Source organism: Streptomyces vietnamensis, assembly GCF_000830005.1.
Classification (GTDB): domain Bacteria; phylum Actinomycetota; class Actinomycetes; order Streptomycetales; family Streptomycetaceae; genus Streptomyces; species Streptomyces vietnamensis.
Genome location: NZ_CP010407.1, coordinates 5,422,874 through 5,442,059 on the forward strand (window position 1 = coordinate 5,422,874; position 19,186 = coordinate 5,442,059).

The following is a 19,186-nucleotide window of genomic DNA, read 5'->3' on the forward strand; positions in this document are numbered from 1 at the left end:
CCCGGGACGTACGGCGCCGGGCCCGCGCGTCGACCCGTACCGCGCCGTGCGCCGGCCGGTACCGCGCCGTGCATCGGCCCGTACCGCGCCGTGCATCGACCCCGTACCGCGCGCCGTGCGGCGACCGGTACCGCGCCCGCCGCGTGGCGTCACGCGCGCGTGGAGGCCCGTACCGCGCTCACGCGCGCGGGGACGGCGGCGACGTCCGCGCCGCGCCCTGGACCGCGAGGACGACGAGGCCCACCCCCAGCCACACCACGCCCACCACCTGCGCGGCGGCCGAGGCCTCGACGATCACCGCGATCAGGATCGCCGCGCCGACCACCGGCAGGACGACGTGCTTCAGCCAGTGCGGCGGCCCCTCCGCCCGCCGTACGGCGAACCAGCCCACCACGCTCGCGTGCAGCAGGACGAAGGCGGTGAGCGCGCCGACGTCGACCACCGAGACCAGGTGGTCGAGGCCGTCGTCCCGGCGCGCCGCCCACAGGGCGGCGATCATCGTCACGGTCGCCGCCACGAGCAGCGCCACCCGCGGGACGCCGCCGTCGGTGCGGGCGAGCAGGTGCGGCAGGCGCCGGTCGCGGCCCATCGCGAACAGCAGCCTGCCGCCCGCCGCCTGCCCGGCGAGCGCCGCGAAGGCCGCGCCGATCGCCTTCGAGACGGCCACCAGGTCGTGCAGCCAGGTGCCGACCGACGCCTCCACGGCGTCGTAGAAGGCCGAGCCCTGCTTGGCCGGGTCGGCGGCGAGCTCGGCCGAGGAGACCGGTTGGAGGAGGGCCACCAGCCAGGTCTGGGCCACGAACAGGACGCCCGCGAGCGCCAGGCAGAACAGCACCGCCCGCGCCACCTTCCGCGAGCCGCCCGTCACTTCCTCCGCGAAGGAGGCGATCGCGTCGAAGCCCAGGTACGACAGGACGGCCACCGACACGGCCCCCACCACCGCGCCGAGCGAGAACGAGACGTCGCCGGCGAGCGGCGACCACCAGTCGCGCTGCGCCCCGTCCCGTACGAGCACGACCACCGCCGAGCCGACGAAGACCAGCAGGACGACGATCTCCATCGCGAGCACCGCGAAGCCGACCCGGGCCGCCGCCCGTACGCCCCACAGGTTCAGCAGGGTGGTGACCACCACGGCGATCCCGGTCCACACCCACCGGTCCACCTCGGGGACCAGCGCCTCCATCGCGATGCCCGCGAAGAGGTAGGCGACGGCCGGGATCAGCAGGTAGTCGAGCATCGCCATCCACCCGGCGATGAAACCGGGCCCTTCGCCGAGGCCCTTGCGCGCGTACGTGAAGACGGAACCGGCCTGCGGCGCGACCCGCACCATCTGGGCGTAGCTGAACGCCGTGAACGCCATGGCGACGGTGGCCACGACGTACACCAGTGCGACGGCCCCGTGCGACTTCGCGTCGAGCGTGCCGAAGACGCCGACCGGCGCCATGGGGGCGATGAACAGCAGTCCGTACACGACAAGGTCGCGGAATCCGAGATTCCGACGCAGTCCCTCGTGCTCCGCCACCTGCGTCTGCTCAGCCATGGCGCCAGTTTCGGCCACGGCGCCGCTCCAACCGCTCACCGACGCGGCCTTACGATGGGACGCATGACTGCAACGCCCGCGCCGACGCCCGATTCCGCCTCCGCGACGAACCGCCCGAAGCGTGTCCTGCTCGCCGCCCCCCGCGGATACTGCGCGGGCGTGGACCGTGCCGTGATCGCCGTGGAGAAGGCCCTGGAGCAGTACGGGGCCCCGATCTACGTCCGGCACGAGATCGTCCACAACAAGTACGTGGTCCAGACGCTGGAGCGGAAGGGCGCGATCTTCGTCGACCAGGCGACCGAGGTGCCGCCGGGCAACATCGTGATGTTCTCCGCGCACGGCGTCGCCCCGACCGTCCACGAGGAGGCCCGCGTGGGCCGGCTCGCGACCATCGACGCCACCTGCCCGCTGGTCACCAAGGTCCACAAGGAAGCCGTCCGCTTCGCCAAGGACGACTTCGACATCCTCCTCATCGGCCACGAGGGCCACGAGGAGGTCATCGGCACCTCCGGCGAGGCCCCCGACCACATCCAGCTGGTCGACGGCCCGGAGGACGTGGCCAAGGTCGAGGTCCGCGACCCCTCCCGGGTCGTCTGGCTCTCCCAGACCACGCTCTCGGTCGACGAGACGATGGAGACGGTCGACGCGCTCAAGGAGAAGTTCCCGCAGCTGATCTCCCCGCCGTCCGACGACATCTGCTACGCCACGCAGAACCGCCAGACCGCCATCAAGGAGCTCGCCGGCCAGGCCGAGCTGGTGATCGTCGTCGGCTCGAAGAACTCCTCCAACTCGATCCGCATGGTCGAGGTCGCCAAGCAGGCCGGCGTCCCCGCCGCGTACCTGGTCGACTTCGCCAGCGAGATCGACGAGGCCTGGCTGGAGGGCGTCACCAGCGTCGGCCTCTCCTCCGGCGCCTCCGTCCCGGACGTCCTGGTGCAGGAGGTCCTGGAGTGGCTCGCCGAGCGCGGCTACGCGGACGTGGAGATCGTCAAGACGGCGGACGAGTCCCTGACCTTCTCGCTGCCCAAGGAGCTCCGCAACAAGGACCTGCGGGCCGAGGCGGCGGCCCTGCTCGAAAACGAGTGACGCAGCGCCCCGGCCCGTAACGTTGGGTCCATGAACGTCTTCGGAGTGGACATCGGCGGCTCGGGCATCAAGGGCGCCCCCGTGGACCTGGAGCGCGGCACGCTCGCCGAGGAGCGCCACAAGGTACTGACCCCGCAGCCCGCCACACCCGACGGTGTGGCGGGCCGCGTCGCGGAGGTCGTGGAGCACTTCGGCTGGACGGGACCGGTGGGGGTCACCTTCCCGGGCGTCGTGACCGGCTCCACCATTCGTACGGCCGCCAACGTCGACAAGTCCTGGATCGGCGTCGACGCCGGCACCCTGCTGAGCGACCGCCTCGGCGGGCTCCCGGTGACCGTCCTGAACGACGCGGACGCGGCCGGGGTAGCGGAGGTGACCTTCGGCGCGGGCCGGGGCCGCAAGGGCACGGTGATCCTGCTGACCCTCGGCACGGGCATCGGCTCGGCCCTCTTCGTCGACGGCCGGCTCGTCCCCAACACCGAGCTGGGCCACCTGGAGCTCAAGGGCCACGACGCGGAGACCCGCGCCTCGACGAAGGCCAAGGAGGACGAGGACCTCACCTGGGAGCACTGGGCGACCCGGCGGCTGCGCAAGTACCTCGCGCACGTGGAGATGCTCTTCTCGCCGCAGCTGTTCATCATCGGCGGCGGCGTGAGCCGCAAGGCGGACAAGTTCCTGCCGCTGATCGAGGGCATCCGCGCGGAGATCGTCCCGGCGGAACTCCAGAACAACGCGGGGATCGTGGGGGCGGGGATGGCGGCGGCGACGGCCTGAGGATCCGGCTTACACGACGGGCCGGCGTCCTGCGGCGGGCGCCCGCCCGCCCGAGCCCTCGCCCGCCCCCGGACGGGGCGCGGTGCGCTGATGCCGGCGCCCCATGTCCCGCACCTTGCGGACGCTCGCGATGAGGCCGGCGACGAGGGTTCCGCCGTACAGCCACCCGGCGTGCACGGCGAGGGCGGTCACGACGGCCATGGCCTGGCCGCCGAAGCCGCCCGTGCCGCCCGCGACGGGGACGACGCCGACGGCGAAGGCGATGGGGACGCCGATCGGGGCGGTGACGAGGTCGGCGGTGCGGACCCAGAGCGCGGTCAGGGCGCTGACCGGCAGGAACAGCAGACCGTAGACGACGGGGGAGCCGTCGAGGAGCAGCTGGTCGAGCAGGCCGAGGGCGAGCATGACGGCGGAGGCGAAGAGCCCGGCGCCGAGCCCGGTGAGGCGGGGCGAGGGGAGCCGGCGCAGGGCGAGGACGACGGGCGGCACGGGCCGGCGCCCGGCGGGCCGCCCGGACGGGCGACCGGCCGGGGCTCCGGGGGCGGCCGCCGCCCCGGCCCGCTCCACGCGGGCGCGACCGGGGGCGCGCCCGGACCGGCCGGTCACGCGGTAGACGGCCGCGCCCTCCACGAGCGCGCCGGGCGGTGCGACCGGCGGCGTGGCGGGGGTCTGCGGCCTTCGGCGGCCTTGCGGCTGACTTGTCCTGTGCTGCTCCACCCGACCAACGTAGGTCGGAAGAGGGCGGGAACCGGGTCCGGGACACGCCCTTTGGGTGACCTTGCCCCCGAGATCGACCGAAGGTCGGCGTCGCTGGCCGGTTCGGCCCGCCCGTAAACTGGGGGATCGGCCCACCATCCACACCTTCAGGAAGTCGCCACCGTGTCGCTCACGATCGGAATCGTCGGTCTGCCGAATGTCGGCAAGTCGACCCTGTTCAACGCCCTGACCAAGAACGACGTGCTGGCGGCCAACTACCCGTTCGCCACGATCGAGCCCAACGTCGGCGTCGTCGGTGTCCCCGACCCCCGCCTGACCAAGCTCGCGGAGATCTTCGGCTCCCAGCGCATCCTCCCGGCGACGGTCGACTTCGTCGACATCGCGGGCATCGTGCGCGGCGCGAGCGAGGGCGAGGGCCTGGGCAACAAGTTCCTCGCGAACATCCGCGAGTCGGACGCGATCTGCCAGGTCATCCGTGCCTTCAAGGACGAGAACGTCGTCCACGTCGACGGCAAGGTCTCGCCGAAGGACGACATCGAGACGATCAACACGGAGCTGATCCTCGCGGACCTCCAGACGATCGAGAAGGTCCTGCCGCGCCTCCAGAAGGAGATGCGGATCAAGAAGGACACGGCGCCCAAGGTCGCCGCCGTCGAGGCCGCCCAGGCGATCCTGGAGAAGGGCGACACCCTCTTCTCGCAGGGCATCGTCCAGGGCTCGGAGAAGGCGGAGCTCCTGCACGACCTCCACCTCCTCACCACGAAGCCGTTCCTGTACGTCTTCAACGTGGACGAGGACGAGCTGACGGACGAGGCCTTCAAGGCCGAGCAGAGCGCCCTGGTCGCCCCGGCCGAGGCGATCTTCCTCAACGCCAAGCTGGAGGCGGACCTCGCCGAGCTCGACGAGGAGGACGCCATGGAGCTCCTCCAGTCCGTCGGCGCCGAGGAGCCCGGCCTCGCCACCCTCGCCCGCGTCGGCTTCGCCACCCTCGGCCTCCAGACCTACCTGACGGCCGGCCCGAAGGAATCCCGCGCCTGGACGATCAAGCAGGGCGCGACGGCCCCCGAGGCGGCCGGTGTCATCCACACCGACTTCCAGAAGGGCTTCATCAAGGCCGAGGTCATCTCCTTCGCCGACCTCGTCGAAACGGGCTCGGTCGCCGACGCCCGCGCCGCCGGCAAGGCCCGCATGGAGGGCAAGGAGTACGTCATGCAGGACGGCGACGTCGTGGAGTTCCGCTTCAACGTCTGAACTCCACCACGTCGGTTATGTGGTGGAGTTCAGTTCAAAGGTACAAGTGGCTGACGGGGCTGGGACGAATGTTCCTTAGCCCCGTCAGTCTTTCAACCCGCCCTCAGAGGTGCCTGGCAGCAGCTCGGGGCCTGAGTAGCTTATGGAGTGGACCAGACTCATCACGTTGGGGACCTGACCGACAGCGTCGCTCACCGAGGACAAGGCGTTGTAGGTCCGCAGGAACGGCGGGGGCATCCGCAGCACTGTCGTCGGCCGTGGCGTCGTGGGCACCGCCTGTGAAGTGGTCACGCAGTTGGCCATAGATTCGACTTCTGGACAGCGGCGACATACCGCAGCTGGCCACATGTGCGGCTCTGAACTGCGGATTTGTTCGACGGTGCGAGCCGAAGGGGGGCAGTGACGGACATGTGCGGCTTGACCGCCTGGCGTCACTACGAGCATACGTAGGTGTCAGTCCTCAACGTACCCACGTCCGTCTCCAGACCCCGGAAAGTCCGCGCTTCGGTACACGCAAAAACCGATCCGACTTCGAACATCCCAAAGTAGGGTCGTACGGCGATCAAGTCGCGCGACGCGGCTCACCCGCCCCAGAAAGTGGTGACACAGTATGAGTGCGGTCGGCTCGCCCGGCACCCAGGACGCCAAACTGGCCAGGCTGGCCCAGCAGTCGCGGAACTTCGGTTTTCTGCTGCCGCATACTCCCCTGCTCGTGGCCTACGGGGCAGCAGCCGAGAGTTACGTCTTCAGCGACCCCAATACTTCCTTGATCAAGTCGAGGCAGTTCGGTGAGACGCTCGCGGCGGACCTGGTCCGCAGGGCGCGGATCAGGAACGCGGGCACCACACAGTTCGAGCGGCTGAAGGCCCTCGACACGGAGGGGTACCTGCACGGAAACGTCGGGGCCGCCTTCCACGAGGTCCGCGCCTTCGGCAACGACGCCAACCATGGTGACCACGACAACTCCGACGACGCATTCCGGGCCCTGCGATCCTGCTTCAGGCTCGGAGTCTGGTACCACCGCCTGCTGACTGGCTCGCGCGAGCAGATCGCATTCGTACCCCCGGACCCGGCCCGTACGCCGGCCGCACGCAACCAACGTCTGCGCGATGAGGTGGCCCAGGCCCGCAAGGCCCTCGAAGAGGCCCGACTCACTTACCAGGACCAGGCGTCCAAGGCGGAGGCCGAACAGGCGGCTCGGGCCGCCGCCGAACGTGAGCTCTCCGCGGCTCGCGCCGAACAAGAGGGTCTCGCCCGTTCGATCGCTGCGCTCCAGGAGCAGCTGAAGCACGTCGAAGCGGCCCAGGAGGCCGACTACGCACGGCAGCGCCGGGCCGAAGCCACCGACAGCTCGGCGGCCTCCGCCGCCGTCGCGGAGCGCGCCCGCCTCCTCGACAACGCCGAAGCGGCCGCCCGCGAGCCCCTCACCGAGGTACAGGTTCGCGCCCGCCTCGACCAGATGCTCACCGAGGCGGGCTGGCAGGTCCAGGACATCGCGGAGCAGAACCTTTGGCATCAGGGCGACCACCGGGGCAACGGCGTCGCCGTCCGCGAGACCACGACAGCACGCGGCCGGGCCGACTACGCGCTGTACGTGGACCGCAAGCTGGTCGGTGTCATCGAGGCCAAGCGCGAAGGAGCCGACCTGTCCGCTGCCGAGGCTCAGGCCGACCGGTACGCCGACCACCCCACCGACGCCCAGCAGCGCATGCTCGCTTGGAGGCGAGAGGAACCCCTGCCGTTCCGTTACGTGAGCGACGGCGGTGAGACCCGCTTCCGCAGCACCCTCGACCCCGACTCCCGTACCCGCCGGCTCTTCTCCTTCCACCAGCCACGCACCCTGGCCCGCTGGATCCGCCAGGCCGACGAAGACCCACAGGCCCCGAGCTACCGCGCCCGTCTCCGCTGGCGCATGCCCGAACTGGACGAGCGCCCGCTGCGCCCTGCGCAGATCTCCGCTGTCCGCGGGGTCGAGGACTCGGTAGCCCTCGGCCGGGGCCAGCAGGGCATGGGTCAATCCCGTTCTCTGGTGCAGATGGCCACCGGCGCTGGCAAGACCTTCACTGCGGTGACCTTCTCGTACCGGATGCTGAAGCATGCGCGCGCCGAGCGAGTCCTCTTCCTCGTCGACCGCAACAACCTGGGCGACCAGGCAGTCGCCGAGTTCGAGAACTTCATCACCCCCGACGGTGCCCGCAAGTTCGCCGACCTCTACCACGTCCAGCGGCTCGGCGCCGAAGGCATGAAGCCGTCGTCCAAGGTGGTCGTGTCCACCGTCCAACGCCTGTACATGGAACTGACCGGCGAACGCCCGACGGGCGCCCTCGTGGAAGACGCCGAGGGAGAACGGGCCTACGATATTCCCGGCCCGGTCGAGGTTGGCTACAACCCGGACATCCCGCCGGAGTCCTTCGACCTGATCGTGGTCGACGAGTGCCACCGCTCCATCTACGGCAAGTGGCGCTCGGTCCTGGAGTACTTCGACGCGCCTATCGTGGGCCTCACCGCCACTCCGGTCGCGCAGACCTTCGGCTATTTCAACGGCAACCTGGTCAGCGAGTACACCTACCAGGAGGCCGTCGCCGACGGTGTCAACGTCGACTTCTCCGTGTACGAGATCGGCACCCGTATAACGGCCGAGGGCGGTGTCATCGCCCAGGGCACCATCCCGGTCCGAGACCGGCGCACCCGACGCCAGCGCTACGAGGACCTCGACGAGGACGTCGAGTACGGCGCGAACCAAGTCGGTGTGGGCGTCATCAGCAAGGACCAGCTGCGCACCGTGATCCGCACCTTCCGAGAGCGGCTCTTCACCGAGATCTTCCCCGAGCGCGGCAAGCGCGACGGTTCCAATGGTGAGCTGCTGTGGGACGAGATGTACGTCCCCAAGACCCTGATCTTCGCGAAGAACGACAACCATGCCGAAGAGATCGTCGAAGTCGTCCGTGACGTCTTCGGCAAGGGCAACGACTTCTGCGCCAAGATCACCCACGCGGCGAAGAAGGCTGATGAGCGCCTGGCGGACTTCCGTAACCTGCCTCAGCTGCGGATCGCCGTCACCGTCGACATGATCGCCACCGGTACCGACGTCAAGCCCTTGGAATGCCTGCTCTTCCTGCGTGACGTGAAGAGCTGGGCATACTTCGAGCAGATGAAGGGCCGCGGCGCCCGCACCCTCTCCCTCACCGAGTTCGAGAAGGTGACGCCCGGCGTCGGCCCAAAGACCCGCTTCGTCATCGTCGACGCGGTGGGCGTCACGCAGAAGAAGAAGGTCGACGCGGCCCCTCTGGAGCGCCACACCGAGAAGCAGGTCAGTTTGGAGAAGCTGCTGCGGAAGGCCGGGGCCGGCACCATCGAGGAGGAAGAGGTCTCCACCCTCGCCGCCCGCCTTGCCAAGCTCGACATCCAGATGACCCCTGAGGAGCGCGGCGAGATCGAGCAGCTTACCGGCGGCCGCCCCCTCAAGGGGATCATTCACGGCATGGTCCGCGCGGTCTCGGCCGACGACCAGCAGAAGGTACGGGACGCCGCCCACCTGACCGGCCGCGACCCCGAGCGGGAGGTGCGGGCGCTCATCGACCACGCCGTCCAGCCCCTCGCTGCTGCCCCGAAGCTGCGTGCCCGGCTACTCGAGATGCGTCGCGCAAAGGACATCCTCTACGACGAGACCAGCCGAGACGAGCTGGTCACCGCAGGTGCGGTGGTGGAGAACGAGGCGGCCTCCCGGGATGTCGTCACCAGCTGGCGGCAGTACATCGATGCCAACCGCGACGAAATCGCCGCCCTCGCCATCGCCTTCAACGCCGGCTCCGACACCCCACCGGCTGACGCCCTGCGACACTTGCAGAACGTGGCCCGTGCCATCGCCCGTCCCCCACGCGCCTGGACCCCGGACCGCCTGTGGACCGCCTACGAGCAGGTCGGCGAGGCCGCACTACGTGGTGCTCAGACGCGCCGGACCGCGGCCGACCTCCTCGCTCTGCTCCGCTACGAACTCGCCGGCGGAGCCGAACGCGGCGCCCCCCAACCGATTCCGCACGAGGAACGCGTCCGCGAACGCTACGCGGCCTGGCTCACCCGCCAACATCAGGCAGGCGTCCGTTTCAGCGACCGTCAGCGCTGGTGGCTCGACCACATCGCAGCCGCCACGATCGAACGTGTACGCTTCGACACCGCCGACCTCGACTATGCCCCGTTTGCCGCCCGTAACGGTACGGACGGCTTCCTCGCCGAATTCGGCGAACGGCAGGCAGAACACATCATCGACGAACTCGACAGGGAGCTGAGCGCGTGACGGGGACCGCCGTGGACGTCGCGGAAATTAGGGAAATCGGGGGCGTGGCCTCCGGCGGCGGGAATTCCGGAATGGTGGGCGGCGGAGGCGAGTCGGACCTTCCTAATGGTTGGGCTCGCGCGACGCTCGGTGAACTTGGCGAATGGTTCGGCGGAAGCACTCCGTCGAAGCGGAACCCGCACTACTGGTCAGATGGGACGATCCCCTGGCTATCCCCCAAGGACATGGGGGAGGCAGTCCTCTCCGGCACGCAAGATTTTATTCACGAATCAGCCATCAAAGAAACCAACCTCAAGCTAATCCCGGCCGGTTCGGTTACCTTCGTCGTCCGTTCTGGAATTCTCGAACGCAAAGTCCCAGTCGCTTACGTCCCCTTCGAAGTGACCCTCAACCAGGACATGAAGGCGATCGCGCCACACGATGGAATCGACGCACGTTGGCTGGCGGCAGCGATCAAGGCGAGCGAGCATCGAATTCTCACCCAGTGCCGAAAGCAGGGAACAACCGTCGCTTCCCTCGAAGTTCCGTGGCTGCAAGCGTTCGAAATCCTTGTTCCGCCGCTCGCCGAGCAGCGCCGCATCGTCGCAAAACTGGACGAGCAGCTGACTCGCGTCAAGGCCGGTGAGCGCTCCGTTCAGGCAGCCCTAAGTAAGTGCGACCTCTTCATGGAACAGATCCTCGCCCTGGGAACCAGCGGTGGCCTGAGTCACACTGATCGATTCCCTACCGATATTTCACCTGCAGACTCAGACGACGGCGAACTCCCTGATCTTCCTGTCGGATGGACTTGGAGGCGACTTGGTGAGATCGCAGCCGTCGTCGGTGGAATCACCAAGGACAGCAAGAAACAGGGCGATCCGGACTACGTCGAAGTCCCCTATCTTCGCGTAGCTAATGTGCAACGCGGTCGGCTCATACTGGACAGAGTAGAAACTATCCGGGTACCCCCTGCTAAGGCCGAATCTCTCCGGCTGGTCCCGGGAGACGTACTCCTCAACGAGGGAGGAGACCGTGACAAGCTCGGCCGGGGATGGATCTGGGAGGCGCAAATCGATGACTGCATTCACCAGAATCATGTCTTCCGAGCCCGTGTAATTGGTGATGTTCTTTCACCTCTACTCCTCGCATGGCATGCGAACAGTTTCGGGAAGTCCTGGTGCGACCGCAATGGCAAGCAGACAGTGAACCTCGCGTCGATCAGCCTTCGCAAGATAAAGCTGCTCCCTGTCCCTGTTCCTCCACGTGATGAGCAAGACGATCTGGTCCAGCTCATCGAGAACTACGTGGAACAAGCCGAAGTCTTTCGGCAGACAGCGAAGGCGTCCCTTGCACAGGTTGCCGACCTAAGAGCCGCTCTCCTGCACGCCGCCTTCACTGGCACCCTTGTCCCCCAGGACCCCACCGACGAGCCCGCTTCCGTACTGCTCGACCGCATCCGCGCTCAGCGCTCCGCCGCCAGCACGAGGAGCACGCGCCGCCGCGCCCCGCGCACCAGCAAGTCGACCGGCAATCCCGGTCAGGGAGAACTACCCCTGTGAGCACCATGAGCACCGACAAGCCCGTCACCACCTCGGCACAGGAGTCGCCCCAGGGAACCGTTCCCCTGGGGCCTCAGACCACGTCCAGGGCGACCGCGGTCGAGTCGACCAGCACTCTTGTCAACCGACTCTGGTCGTACTGCGAGCTCCTGCGCCACTCCGGGGTCTCCACTCTCGATTACGTCGAGCAGCTCACGTACCTCCTCTTCCTGAAGATGGCGGACGAGCGGGCCAACCGCCCGGCCAAGTTCTGCCGCAACTTGCCGGAGGAGCCTCTCGTTCCTCCGGGCTGGGACTGGGCAAGCCTGACCACGCGCTCAGGTGACGCGTTGCTCGATCACTACGAGTTCGTCCTCAAGGACCTCGGTTCGCGCGGCGGCACCATGCTCGGCGAAGTCTTCGCGAAGTCAAGCAACAAGATCCACGAACCGGCCGTCCTGGAGCGGCTGATCAAGGATCTGATCAACCCGTACCGCTGGACCACCGAGGACCAGGACCTGAAGGGCGACGCGTACGAGGGCCTGCTGCAGCGCGGCGCCGAGGACCGCAAGACCGGCGCCGGCCAGTACTTCACTCCCCGCCCTGTCATCGACGCCATGGTCGACTGTGTCCGGCCCCAGGTCGGCGAGACCATCACCGACCCAGCCTGCGGAACGGGCGGCTTTCTCATCGCCGCCCATGCCCACCTCAATCAGCACTACCAGGAACAGCTCTACGGTGATGAGGGCCGCAAGCTGCAAACCGGCGCGATCACTGGCTACGAGCTGGTCCGGGAGACCGCCCGTCTGGCGCTGATGAACATGCTGCTGCACAACATCGGCACATCCGAGGCCAAGCCACTGATCACCGTGCAGGACTCCCTGGCGAAGTCTCCCTCGCGGTTCTACGACATCGTCTTCGCCAACCCGCCCTTCGGCGTTGGCTCAGTGACGGGGGAGGCGTACACCGCCCGCAAGGACTTCTGGACCCAGACCACCAACAAACAGCTCAACTTCGTCCAGCACATCTACAACTTGCTGAAGACCAACGGCCGGGCAGCCGTCGTCCTCCCCGACAACGTGCTCTTCGAGTCAGGTGCCGGCGAGACGATCCGCCGCAACCTGCTGAACCTGTGCGATGTGCACACGCTGCTGCGCCTGCCCACCGGCATCTTCTACGCCAACGGTGTCAAGGCCAATGTCCTGTTCTTCGACAAGACCGGCCAGCGCACCGGAGGCCGCCCCGGCACCAGGCAGCTGTGGGTCTACGACTTCCGCACCGACCAGCGGTTCACCCTCAAGCAGCGGCAGCTGCGCCGCGAGCACCTGGACGACTTCGTCGCCGCCTTCCACTCGGGCGGCACCGATTTCTCCGCTCGCAAGCCCACTGATCGCTTCCAGGCTTACGATTACGAAGAACTGATCACTCGTGACAAGGTGAATCTCGACCTGACCGTCCTCCGAGCGGGAACGGACTCCACACATACGGCCCTCGCGTCGCCTGACGTGATCGCCCAGGAGATCGTGGGTGAACTGGAGGCCGCTTTGGCCGAGTTCACCCTCGTTGCCCAGGCCCTGAAGAAGGAGGCAGCCCCGGAGAGGGGCACGGGAACGGGAGCGACCAGCACCACCGACGACGACAGCGATGAAGCAGGGGAAGCCCGCGCGGGGTAGGCCCGTCCTTCCGCCACCCGAGTTCGGGCCGGGAGGCAACCGGCCGTGGCCCGAACTCGGGTGACAGCGGAGGGAAGCAGAACGGTATGGGTACGGGGCGGGGCAGTACTGGGTCCGGAAGCATGAGTGGGATGTCGGGGATTCCGCCGCAGAGTGGGCAGCTTGAGAGGCACTGGACCGCCGAATCGATCGTCCGCCGCTGGTGGGCGTTCTACAACGACAAGACCAGCACCCGGGCCCTGACAAAGATCGAGTTCGCTGAGCACATCGCCTACCTGCTCTTCCTCAAGCTCGACCACGAACGCGCAAACCGGCCCGGCAAGTTCGCCTCCCGTCCGGTCGCGCCATCGATCGACACCTGGCCGCACCTGGTCGAACGCGGCGGCGAAGACCTCCACAGCTACCTGGCCCGCACCATGCGCACGCTCGGCACGCCAACCCCGGACAACCAGCGTCGCACCACCGCCAGTGTCCTCTTCCATGACGCACAGCCGTGGAACATCGACCGGATGAGCGAGCTGCGGCAGCTCATCACCGAGGAGATCAACCCGTACCGTTGGGCCCAGGTCCCCGACGGCGAGCTCGGACGGGCCTTCGCCCAACTTCTCTCCGACTGCTACGACGACATGCTCAAGAAGCGCGAGACTGGGCAGTTCCTGACCCCACCGCCGCTCCTCGCCGTGGTCGCCAAGGCCCTCGCCCTCACCCCGGACGACCGGATCATCGACCCGGCCTGCGGCATTGGCAGCACGCTGATCGCCGCCCATCGGGAAATGGAGGGCCACGGCACCAAGGTGGACGACTCCGCCATCGCGGGAGCCGACATCGATCCCCAGATGTGCCGTCTCGCCACCATGAATGTGCTCCTCAACACCCGCCGGCTGTTCGCGGGGATTCCCCCGATACAGCGTTCGGACTCCCTCTCCCGCAGGGCAAGGGCCATTCAGCGGCAGGATCGGGATGTCGCCGCGACCGTGGCTCTGTGCAACCCACCCTTCAAGAGCACCGACGCGGCTGTTGACACCACCCACCGCGACGACTTCTGGGCGCCCAAGGCGGACCTTCCCACCAACTTCCTCCAGCACATCGCCATCACCTTGCCGCAAGGTGCGCGAGCCGCCGTCTTCGCCCCCGACAGCGTGCTATTCGGTAAGGGCGCCGCGGCCACCGTACGCCGCAATCTGCTCCTCAACTGCGACGTGCACACTCTGCTGCGTCTGCCCACCGGCATCTTCCGGGGCACCAACTCCAAGGCGAACATCCTCTTTTTCACCAAGTCCGCCCCTCGCCCCAGCGGCGAGCCCGCCACGCGCGCCCTGTGGGTCTACGACGCCCGCACCGGCAACCACCGCACGGACACCGGCAACCCGCTCACCGAGGACGACCTGTCCGACTTCCTCGCCGCCTACCGCCCGGACGACCCCGACCACAGCAGCCGTATCCCGTCACGCCAGTTCAAGCAGTACCCCGTAGCCGATCTTCTGGCCCGCCCCAGCACCAGCCTGGAGCTCTGGGCCAACCTCACCGAAGACCAGCAGGACCTTGGTTCCCCACGCGACATCGCGGCCTCCATCGTCGCCGAACTGAACAACGCGAGCAGCAGCTTCCAGGCCGTCGTGGACTCACTCGCCCCCGGCCAGTGACACGCACCCTCCGAGTTCCCCACGCCCCATACTCTTGACAGCCCCGCACGGGAGAACCATGAGCACCCCTCCGCGCCGCCCCGAGGTTCCCACCCAGGTCCGCCAAGTCGCTAACTTCCTCGACGCGACGTACGGCGGCCTCCTCGACATGAGCGACTTCGGCAACCGCAGGCCGGACGACCTCGTCATCGCGCGGCGATCCCGTGCCCTCGCCGCGCATGCCGTGCGCATGGTGACCGACTGGACGCCCGCCGAGGCGGCGGCCTGCGTCATCGACGGCGGCAACGACCAAGGAATCGACGCGATCGCCGTTGACCAGGACGCCGCGCACATCTACCTAGTCCAGTCCAAGTGGAGCGAGACCGGCACTGCCAAAGCCGATGAAACCGCAGTCCTCAAACTGTTCTCGGGACTGACCCTGATTGACGCGGGGGAATCCCGCCAGTTCAATCCGCGCGGCCGCGTCCTGGCCGAGCAGGCCAAGTCGCTGCTGGGCTCGGACCTGACCAAGGTGACCCAGGTGATCGTCCTCATGGGCACGAAGGAACTCGCCCCAGGGGTACGCCAGGCCATCGAGAACGGGGAGAAGGACTTCAACCATGACGGAACTCACATCTTCCACCGTGTGATCCACTCGCCGGAGATCTACGCGCGAGCCCGTGACGATCAGAGGCCTGAGCCGATCACCCTCGAAGTGACGATGTCTCCATGGTTCGCATGCTCGCCCTCCGACCAACAGGCCTACCAAGGCGTGGTGCAGGCCGAGCAGATCGTGGAATGGGCGGAGTACGGCAACCGACTCTTCGACCACAACATCCGCAACCCGCTCGGACTGACACCCATCAACAGCGAGCTGGTGGAGACGCTCATCGAAGAGCCCGCCAACTTCTGGTACTTCAATAACGGCATCACCATTCTGTGCGACTCCTTGGAGATCGAGAAGGGATCCAAGAAGCAGCCGGAACGTCTCCCGCTCCGCCTCACCGCGCACGGTGCGAGCGTGGTGAACGGGGCGCAGACCGTACGGGCCGTCATAGACGCGGCGAAAGAGGAGGAGCAGGCGGAGTCGGCCGAGGTCGGGGTCCGCATCATCGTCACGGGCGGGGACACCGACTTCGCCCAGCGCACCACCCAGGCCACCAACCGGCAGAACCACATCACCGACCGCGACCGCATCGCCCTGGACCCCGTGCAGGCCGTCCTGATCGAGGAGTTCCGGGCCGAACTGGACCTGGTGTACAGCGTCCGTCGAGGCGAACTGGAGCCCCAGGGGGACGAGGGTTGCTCCGTCGTCGAGGCCGCGTGTGCTCTGGCCTGCGCACACTTCGCCAGCCGCTTCACGGCCCGGCTGGTGGCGGCCGACTCCACCGACGTGATATGGCAGCGAGGCAGCGGATCCATCTACGACCCGCTGTTCCGTTCCGTACCTGGAGTCTTCGAGGTCTGGAACGCCGTACGCGTCCTCCGCGAGACCCGCAAAGCCCTACGTATCGTGCGCGACGAGTACGAGAAGAGGGGAGCCGCCATCATCGACGACGGAGCTTTCCTCCTCACCCACCTCGTCTTCCGCCAACTGCTCGCAGAAGACGCGGGCATGGGCGAGCCTGACCCCGCAGACCCCACCGCCACCTGGTTCGTCAAGGCAAGCGACCGGATCCCCGAACTGTTGGAGCGCACCGTACCCGTGATGCTCGGCGTACTGGACTCCCGGCACGGAACCCGCTCGGACCTCAAGCGAGTGTGCATCGACGACGCGGAGTGCGCAGCGCTCGTGAGCGATGTCCTGGACGTGCTGTCCGCAGGAGGCCAGACACAGGACGTGTCCCCGTACCTCCGCAAGGAAGAGCGGCCCCGCAAGCCGCGCCGCCCCAACTCGGTCCACGTCATCGTGAACCAAGGGGCACTCCCGGAAGGCGCACCCCTTCGCCTAAACCTCTACGTACCAGCCGAGCAAGAAGCACTGGACACTTGGCTCGCAGCAGATGAGAGCCGCTCGCGTGCCTCGTGGACAGGGGAGACCGGCAAGGCCCTCATCTGGGAGTACGACCGCCAGCGCTACTCGCCCAGCGGCCTGGTTTCCCGCATGTGGGAACTAGCCGGCTGGGAGGGACGACCGGTTTCCAACCAGGGCACCGCCCGCTGGATGACCCAGGATGGCGAAACCCTTGCCGAACTCGCCGAACGCCTCCTGACAAACCTTGAGGTGTAGGGGCTGGTTGGCACCGACTAATGCCGGATTCCTGAGCTGACCCCGGTTTCGTGGAGTTTGATGTGCCCCGACTCCATCGGACCCGGGGCACATCAGTTGCTAGACGGTGCGGATGACAGGGGCGGGTTTGATGTCTTGGGCGTCGATGAGGGTGCGGATGTCGTTTGGGTCCGAGGTCCAGATGATGGCGCCGAGGCTGGCTGCCATGGTCGCGACGGTGGCGTCGACGATGTCGGAGGTGCCGGCCTTGCCGCAGAGGATGCCTGCGGCTTTGGCGGTTTCGATGCCGACGGGTACGACGTGGCACCCGGCGAGGAACTTGCCGAGTCTGACCTGGCGGCGGGAGTCCCGCCATGCCTGGCTGACGACGACGGACGGGACGTGGATGTCCCGGCCGTCGTCGAGGGCCAGGCTGTGGCGGGCCCACATGCGTCGGTCGTCGTTGTCGATGGCGATGAGCGCCCCGGCGTCGTACAGGTAGGGGATGTTCACGCGGCCGAGGCTCCCGGGCCGCTGACGTATTCGGCGTCGGCGGCGGCGAGGTCCGCGCGGGCGGCGGCGAGTTCTTCCGGGGTGAAGGCACCGTGTTCTGCCTGCCACTCCTGGATGACGGCCCGGCCGGCCCGCAGGCGCAGCTCGCGTTCGGCTGCTCCGGCGACGAGGCGGGAAAGTGGGATGCCTTCTTCCTTGGCTGCTCCGGCCAGGGCTTCGACCAGGGCTTCGTCGAGAGTGATAGTCACCTTCTTGGTAGCCATACATCAACCATAGCGCGGTATGGCCTTCGGTGCTGGTGCACAGATCACGTGCCGACAAGCGTGGAGGGCGTGAGCGCATCCAGCGAGGAGGGTCTCGCCGACCCGATGGCTCGCGGGACCGTGAGGAGCTTGGGCCGCATTCGGCGGAAAGAGGGGTTTGCCGGTGAAGCCCTTGCCCGTCTCCGGGAGGTGTCGGTGCACGGTTTCGAACACGGGTCGGGCGGAGGAACGCGGGGGCTTGAGGTGGCGAGCGTCTTTCAGAAGTGCAAGAAGGACGTCCAGGACCGGAACTTTCCCTGTGATCGTCCGCGGTGTCGGCATGGGTGGACGGTGCGGTACCGGGAGCCGGGCGGTAGGTGCGGGCGTCAGCGGGAGAGGTCGTTTCCCCGTCGTGTGGGCGCGGATGGAGCGGACGCTTTCGCCGACAAGGTGAGAACGACAAGAAGGCCGGCATTCGCTTTGATCCCGGGCAAGGGCTTGTGGCGTTGCGAGCCTGGGCTCAGCAGTGGCTGGAGCGACAGGTCGTAGGCGAGTCCACGCGCCGCAACTACGAAGGGTTCATCCGTAACCATCTCGGGCCGCGCCTGGGACGGAAGACGCTGGCCGGGCTGGCGCGACGCGACTTCGAGGAGTTCGCCAAGGACCTGCATGCCTCCGGTGAGGGGTTGGCGGTCTCCACGGTCAATGGCCGGATGGTCATGGTGGCCGCCCTCATGGAGGCGGCCGTCGTCGACAAGCGAATCACGGAGAACCTTGCCCGAGGCATCCGGATATCCCGTAGGGATGCTGTGGCGGTGGACGAGGACGCAGTGCCGACACCAGCCGAGGTGGATCTGATCGCTGCGCACATCGCGCCACAGTTTCGCCTTGCCGTCTACCTTCAGTCCGGTACAGGTCAGCGGCCAAGCGAGGCCCTGGCTTTCTCCACCGAGTGCGGGCGGTCTGGCTTCGTAAGAGTCCGATGGCAGGTGAGTGCCAAGGCGCATCACGAGGACTGCCCGGCACTCTTTGTCCCCCTGAAACATCGGCTGGAGAAGGAGTACCGAGACATCCCCACCGCCCTGTTCGTCGAGCAGGAGATCGCTGCTCATCTCCGCAGGTGGAAGCCGGTGCCCGTGGTTTTGCCGGGCAAAAGGGCAAGCGGGTTCGACTCGAGACCTTCTTTGCGCCGCGTCAGCCTGGCGCCGGGGTTATGCCGTCCATCGCGTCCTACGGTTACCAATTCAAGAAGGCGTGCCTTCTGGCCGGCCTGGTCGATCTGGACGGCAAGGTCAAGTACACGCCTCGCAGCCTGCGGCACTTCTTCGCCTCCACCGCCCTGGCCAACGGTGTGCCGATCCACGAGGTGTCACGCTGGCTCGGCCACCGTTCGGTCAAGACGACGGTCGATATCTACGGTCATCTGCTGCCCAGTGCGTGGGAGCGCTGCCGGGAGATCTTGCAGCGCTCCATGCGGCCACTGCCCCCGGATGTGACGTCCCTGCCGTGAGAGGAGGCGAGCTCGAGCCTCGGCAACCAAGCTGTGTAGGCGCACCAGGGCTGGCTGGTCTGCGTGGTGCTGGGGTAGAACGCCCGTGCTGGGATGGTGCTGGGATGCCCACTGCTAGAACCGTGTTTTCGCAGGTGGGAGCTCTGCACTACAGGTTCCGCTTCAACGTCTAGTCGTAACAGGTCGGAAGGGGCCGGACTCGGAAGAGTCCGGCCCCTTCCGCGTTCCCGTGTCGGTG

Annotated in this window: 13 protein-coding genes and 1 pseudogene; 10 read left to right on the top strand and 4 right to left on the bottom strand. The window is 67.5% G+C overall.

What is annotated here, in order from left to right:
• Positions 1-178 precede the first annotated feature (178 nt).
• Positions 179-1,540: an APC family permease gene (locus tag SVTN_RS24555; RefSeq protein WP_041131043.1), complete on the bottom strand. Its 1,362-nt coding sequence runs from the start codon at positions 1,538-1,540 to the stop codon at positions 179-181.
• A gap of 54 nt (positions 1,541-1,594) precedes the next feature.
• Between SVTN_RS24555 and SVTN_RS24560 the strand changes: the two genes are divergently transcribed.
• Positions 1,595-2,626: a 4-hydroxy-3-methylbut-2-enyl diphosphate reductase gene (locus SVTN_RS24560; protein WP_078908477.1), complete on the top strand. Its 1,032-nt coding sequence runs from the start codon at positions 1,595-1,597 to the stop codon at positions 2,624-2,626.
• 30 nt (positions 2,627-2,656) lie between these two features.
• Positions 2,657-3,400, top strand: a complete 744-nt coding sequence (gene ppgK / locus SVTN_RS24565) for a polyphosphate--glucose phosphotransferase (protein WP_041131044.1) — start codon at positions 2,657-2,659, stop codon at positions 3,398-3,400.
• Between the two features lie 9 nt (positions 3,401-3,409).
• Here the strand turns inward: ppgK and SVTN_RS24570 are convergent, their stop codons facing one another.
• Complete coding sequence (locus tag SVTN_RS24570) at positions 3,410-4,117, bottom strand: DUF6542 domain-containing protein (RefSeq protein WP_078908478.1); 708 nt, start codon at positions 4,115-4,117, stop codon at positions 3,410-3,412.
• 162 nt (positions 4,118-4,279) lie between these two features.
• Here SVTN_RS24570 and ychF point away from each other — a divergent pair, with 162 nt between their 5' ends.
• From ychF to SVTN_RS24605, 6 genes are all read left to right on the top strand, one after another.
• On the top strand, positions 4,280-5,368 hold the full coding sequence (gene ychF, locus SVTN_RS24575) for a redox-regulated ATPase YchF (RefSeq protein WP_041131045.1): 1,089 nt from the start codon (positions 4,280-4,282) through the stop codon (positions 5,366-5,368).
• A 610-nt stretch (positions 5,369-5,978) separates the two neighbouring features.
• A complete protein-coding gene (locus SVTN_RS24580) occupies positions 5,979-9,662 on the top strand; it encodes a DEAD/DEAH box helicase family protein (protein WP_041131046.1) in 3,684 nt (1,227 codons plus the stop codon).
• Positions 9,659-11,200: a restriction endonuclease subunit S gene (locus SVTN_RS42345; protein ID WP_078908479.1), complete on the top strand. Its 1,542-nt coding sequence runs from the start codon at positions 9,659-9,661 to the stop codon at positions 11,198-11,200. Before SVTN_RS24580 ends, SVTN_RS42345 begins: the two co-directional genes overlap by 4 nt.
• A 5-nt stretch (positions 11,201-11,205) precedes the next feature.
• Entirely contained in the window at positions 11,206-12,852 is a 1,647-nt protein-coding gene (locus SVTN_RS24595) for a type I restriction-modification system subunit M (RefSeq protein ID WP_078908790.1), read from the top strand.
• Positions 12,853-12,983: 131 nt separating this feature from the next.
• Positions 12,984-14,495 (top strand): HsdM family class I SAM-dependent methyltransferase, encoded by a 1,512-nt coding sequence (locus SVTN_RS24600; protein WP_041131049.1) that lies wholly within the window; start codon positions 12,984-12,986, stop codon positions 14,493-14,495.
• A 58-nt stretch (positions 14,496-14,553) separates the two neighbouring features.
• Positions 14,554-16,704, top strand: a complete 2,151-nt coding sequence (locus tag SVTN_RS24605) for an AIPR family protein (RefSeq protein WP_041131050.1) — start codon at positions 14,554-14,556, stop codon at positions 16,702-16,704.
• A gap of 99 nt (positions 16,705-16,803) precedes the next feature.
• Here SVTN_RS24605 and SVTN_RS24610 read toward each other — a convergent pair whose 3' ends face one another.
• Together SVTN_RS24610 and SVTN_RS24615 are read right to left on the bottom strand one after the other, a co-directional pair.
• Positions 16,804-17,196, bottom strand: coding sequence for a PIN domain-containing protein (locus SVTN_RS24610; protein ID WP_041131051.1), 393 nt, complete (start codon positions 17,194-17,196; stop codon positions 16,804-16,806).
• The gene (locus SVTN_RS24615; RefSeq protein ID WP_041131052.1) at positions 17,193-17,459 is read right to left on the bottom strand and encodes a hypothetical protein; all 267 of its coding nucleotides are present in this window, start codon (positions 17,457-17,459) and stop codon (positions 17,193-17,195) included. Before SVTN_RS24615 ends, SVTN_RS24610 begins: the two co-directional genes overlap by 4 nt.
• Positions 17,460-17,938: 479 nt before the next feature.
• Between SVTN_RS24615 and SVTN_RS46615 the strand changes: the two are divergent.
• Positions 17,939-18,046 (top strand): annotated as a pseudogene (locus tag SVTN_RS46615) (hypothetical protein); the annotation flags it as partial.
• A 512-nt stretch (positions 18,047-18,558) separates the two neighbouring features.
• Entirely contained in the window at positions 18,559-18,948 is a 390-nt protein-coding gene (locus SVTN_RS45685; protein ID WP_245727623.1) for a tyrosine-type recombinase/integrase, read from the top strand.
• Positions 18,949-19,186 lie beyond the last annotated feature (238 nt).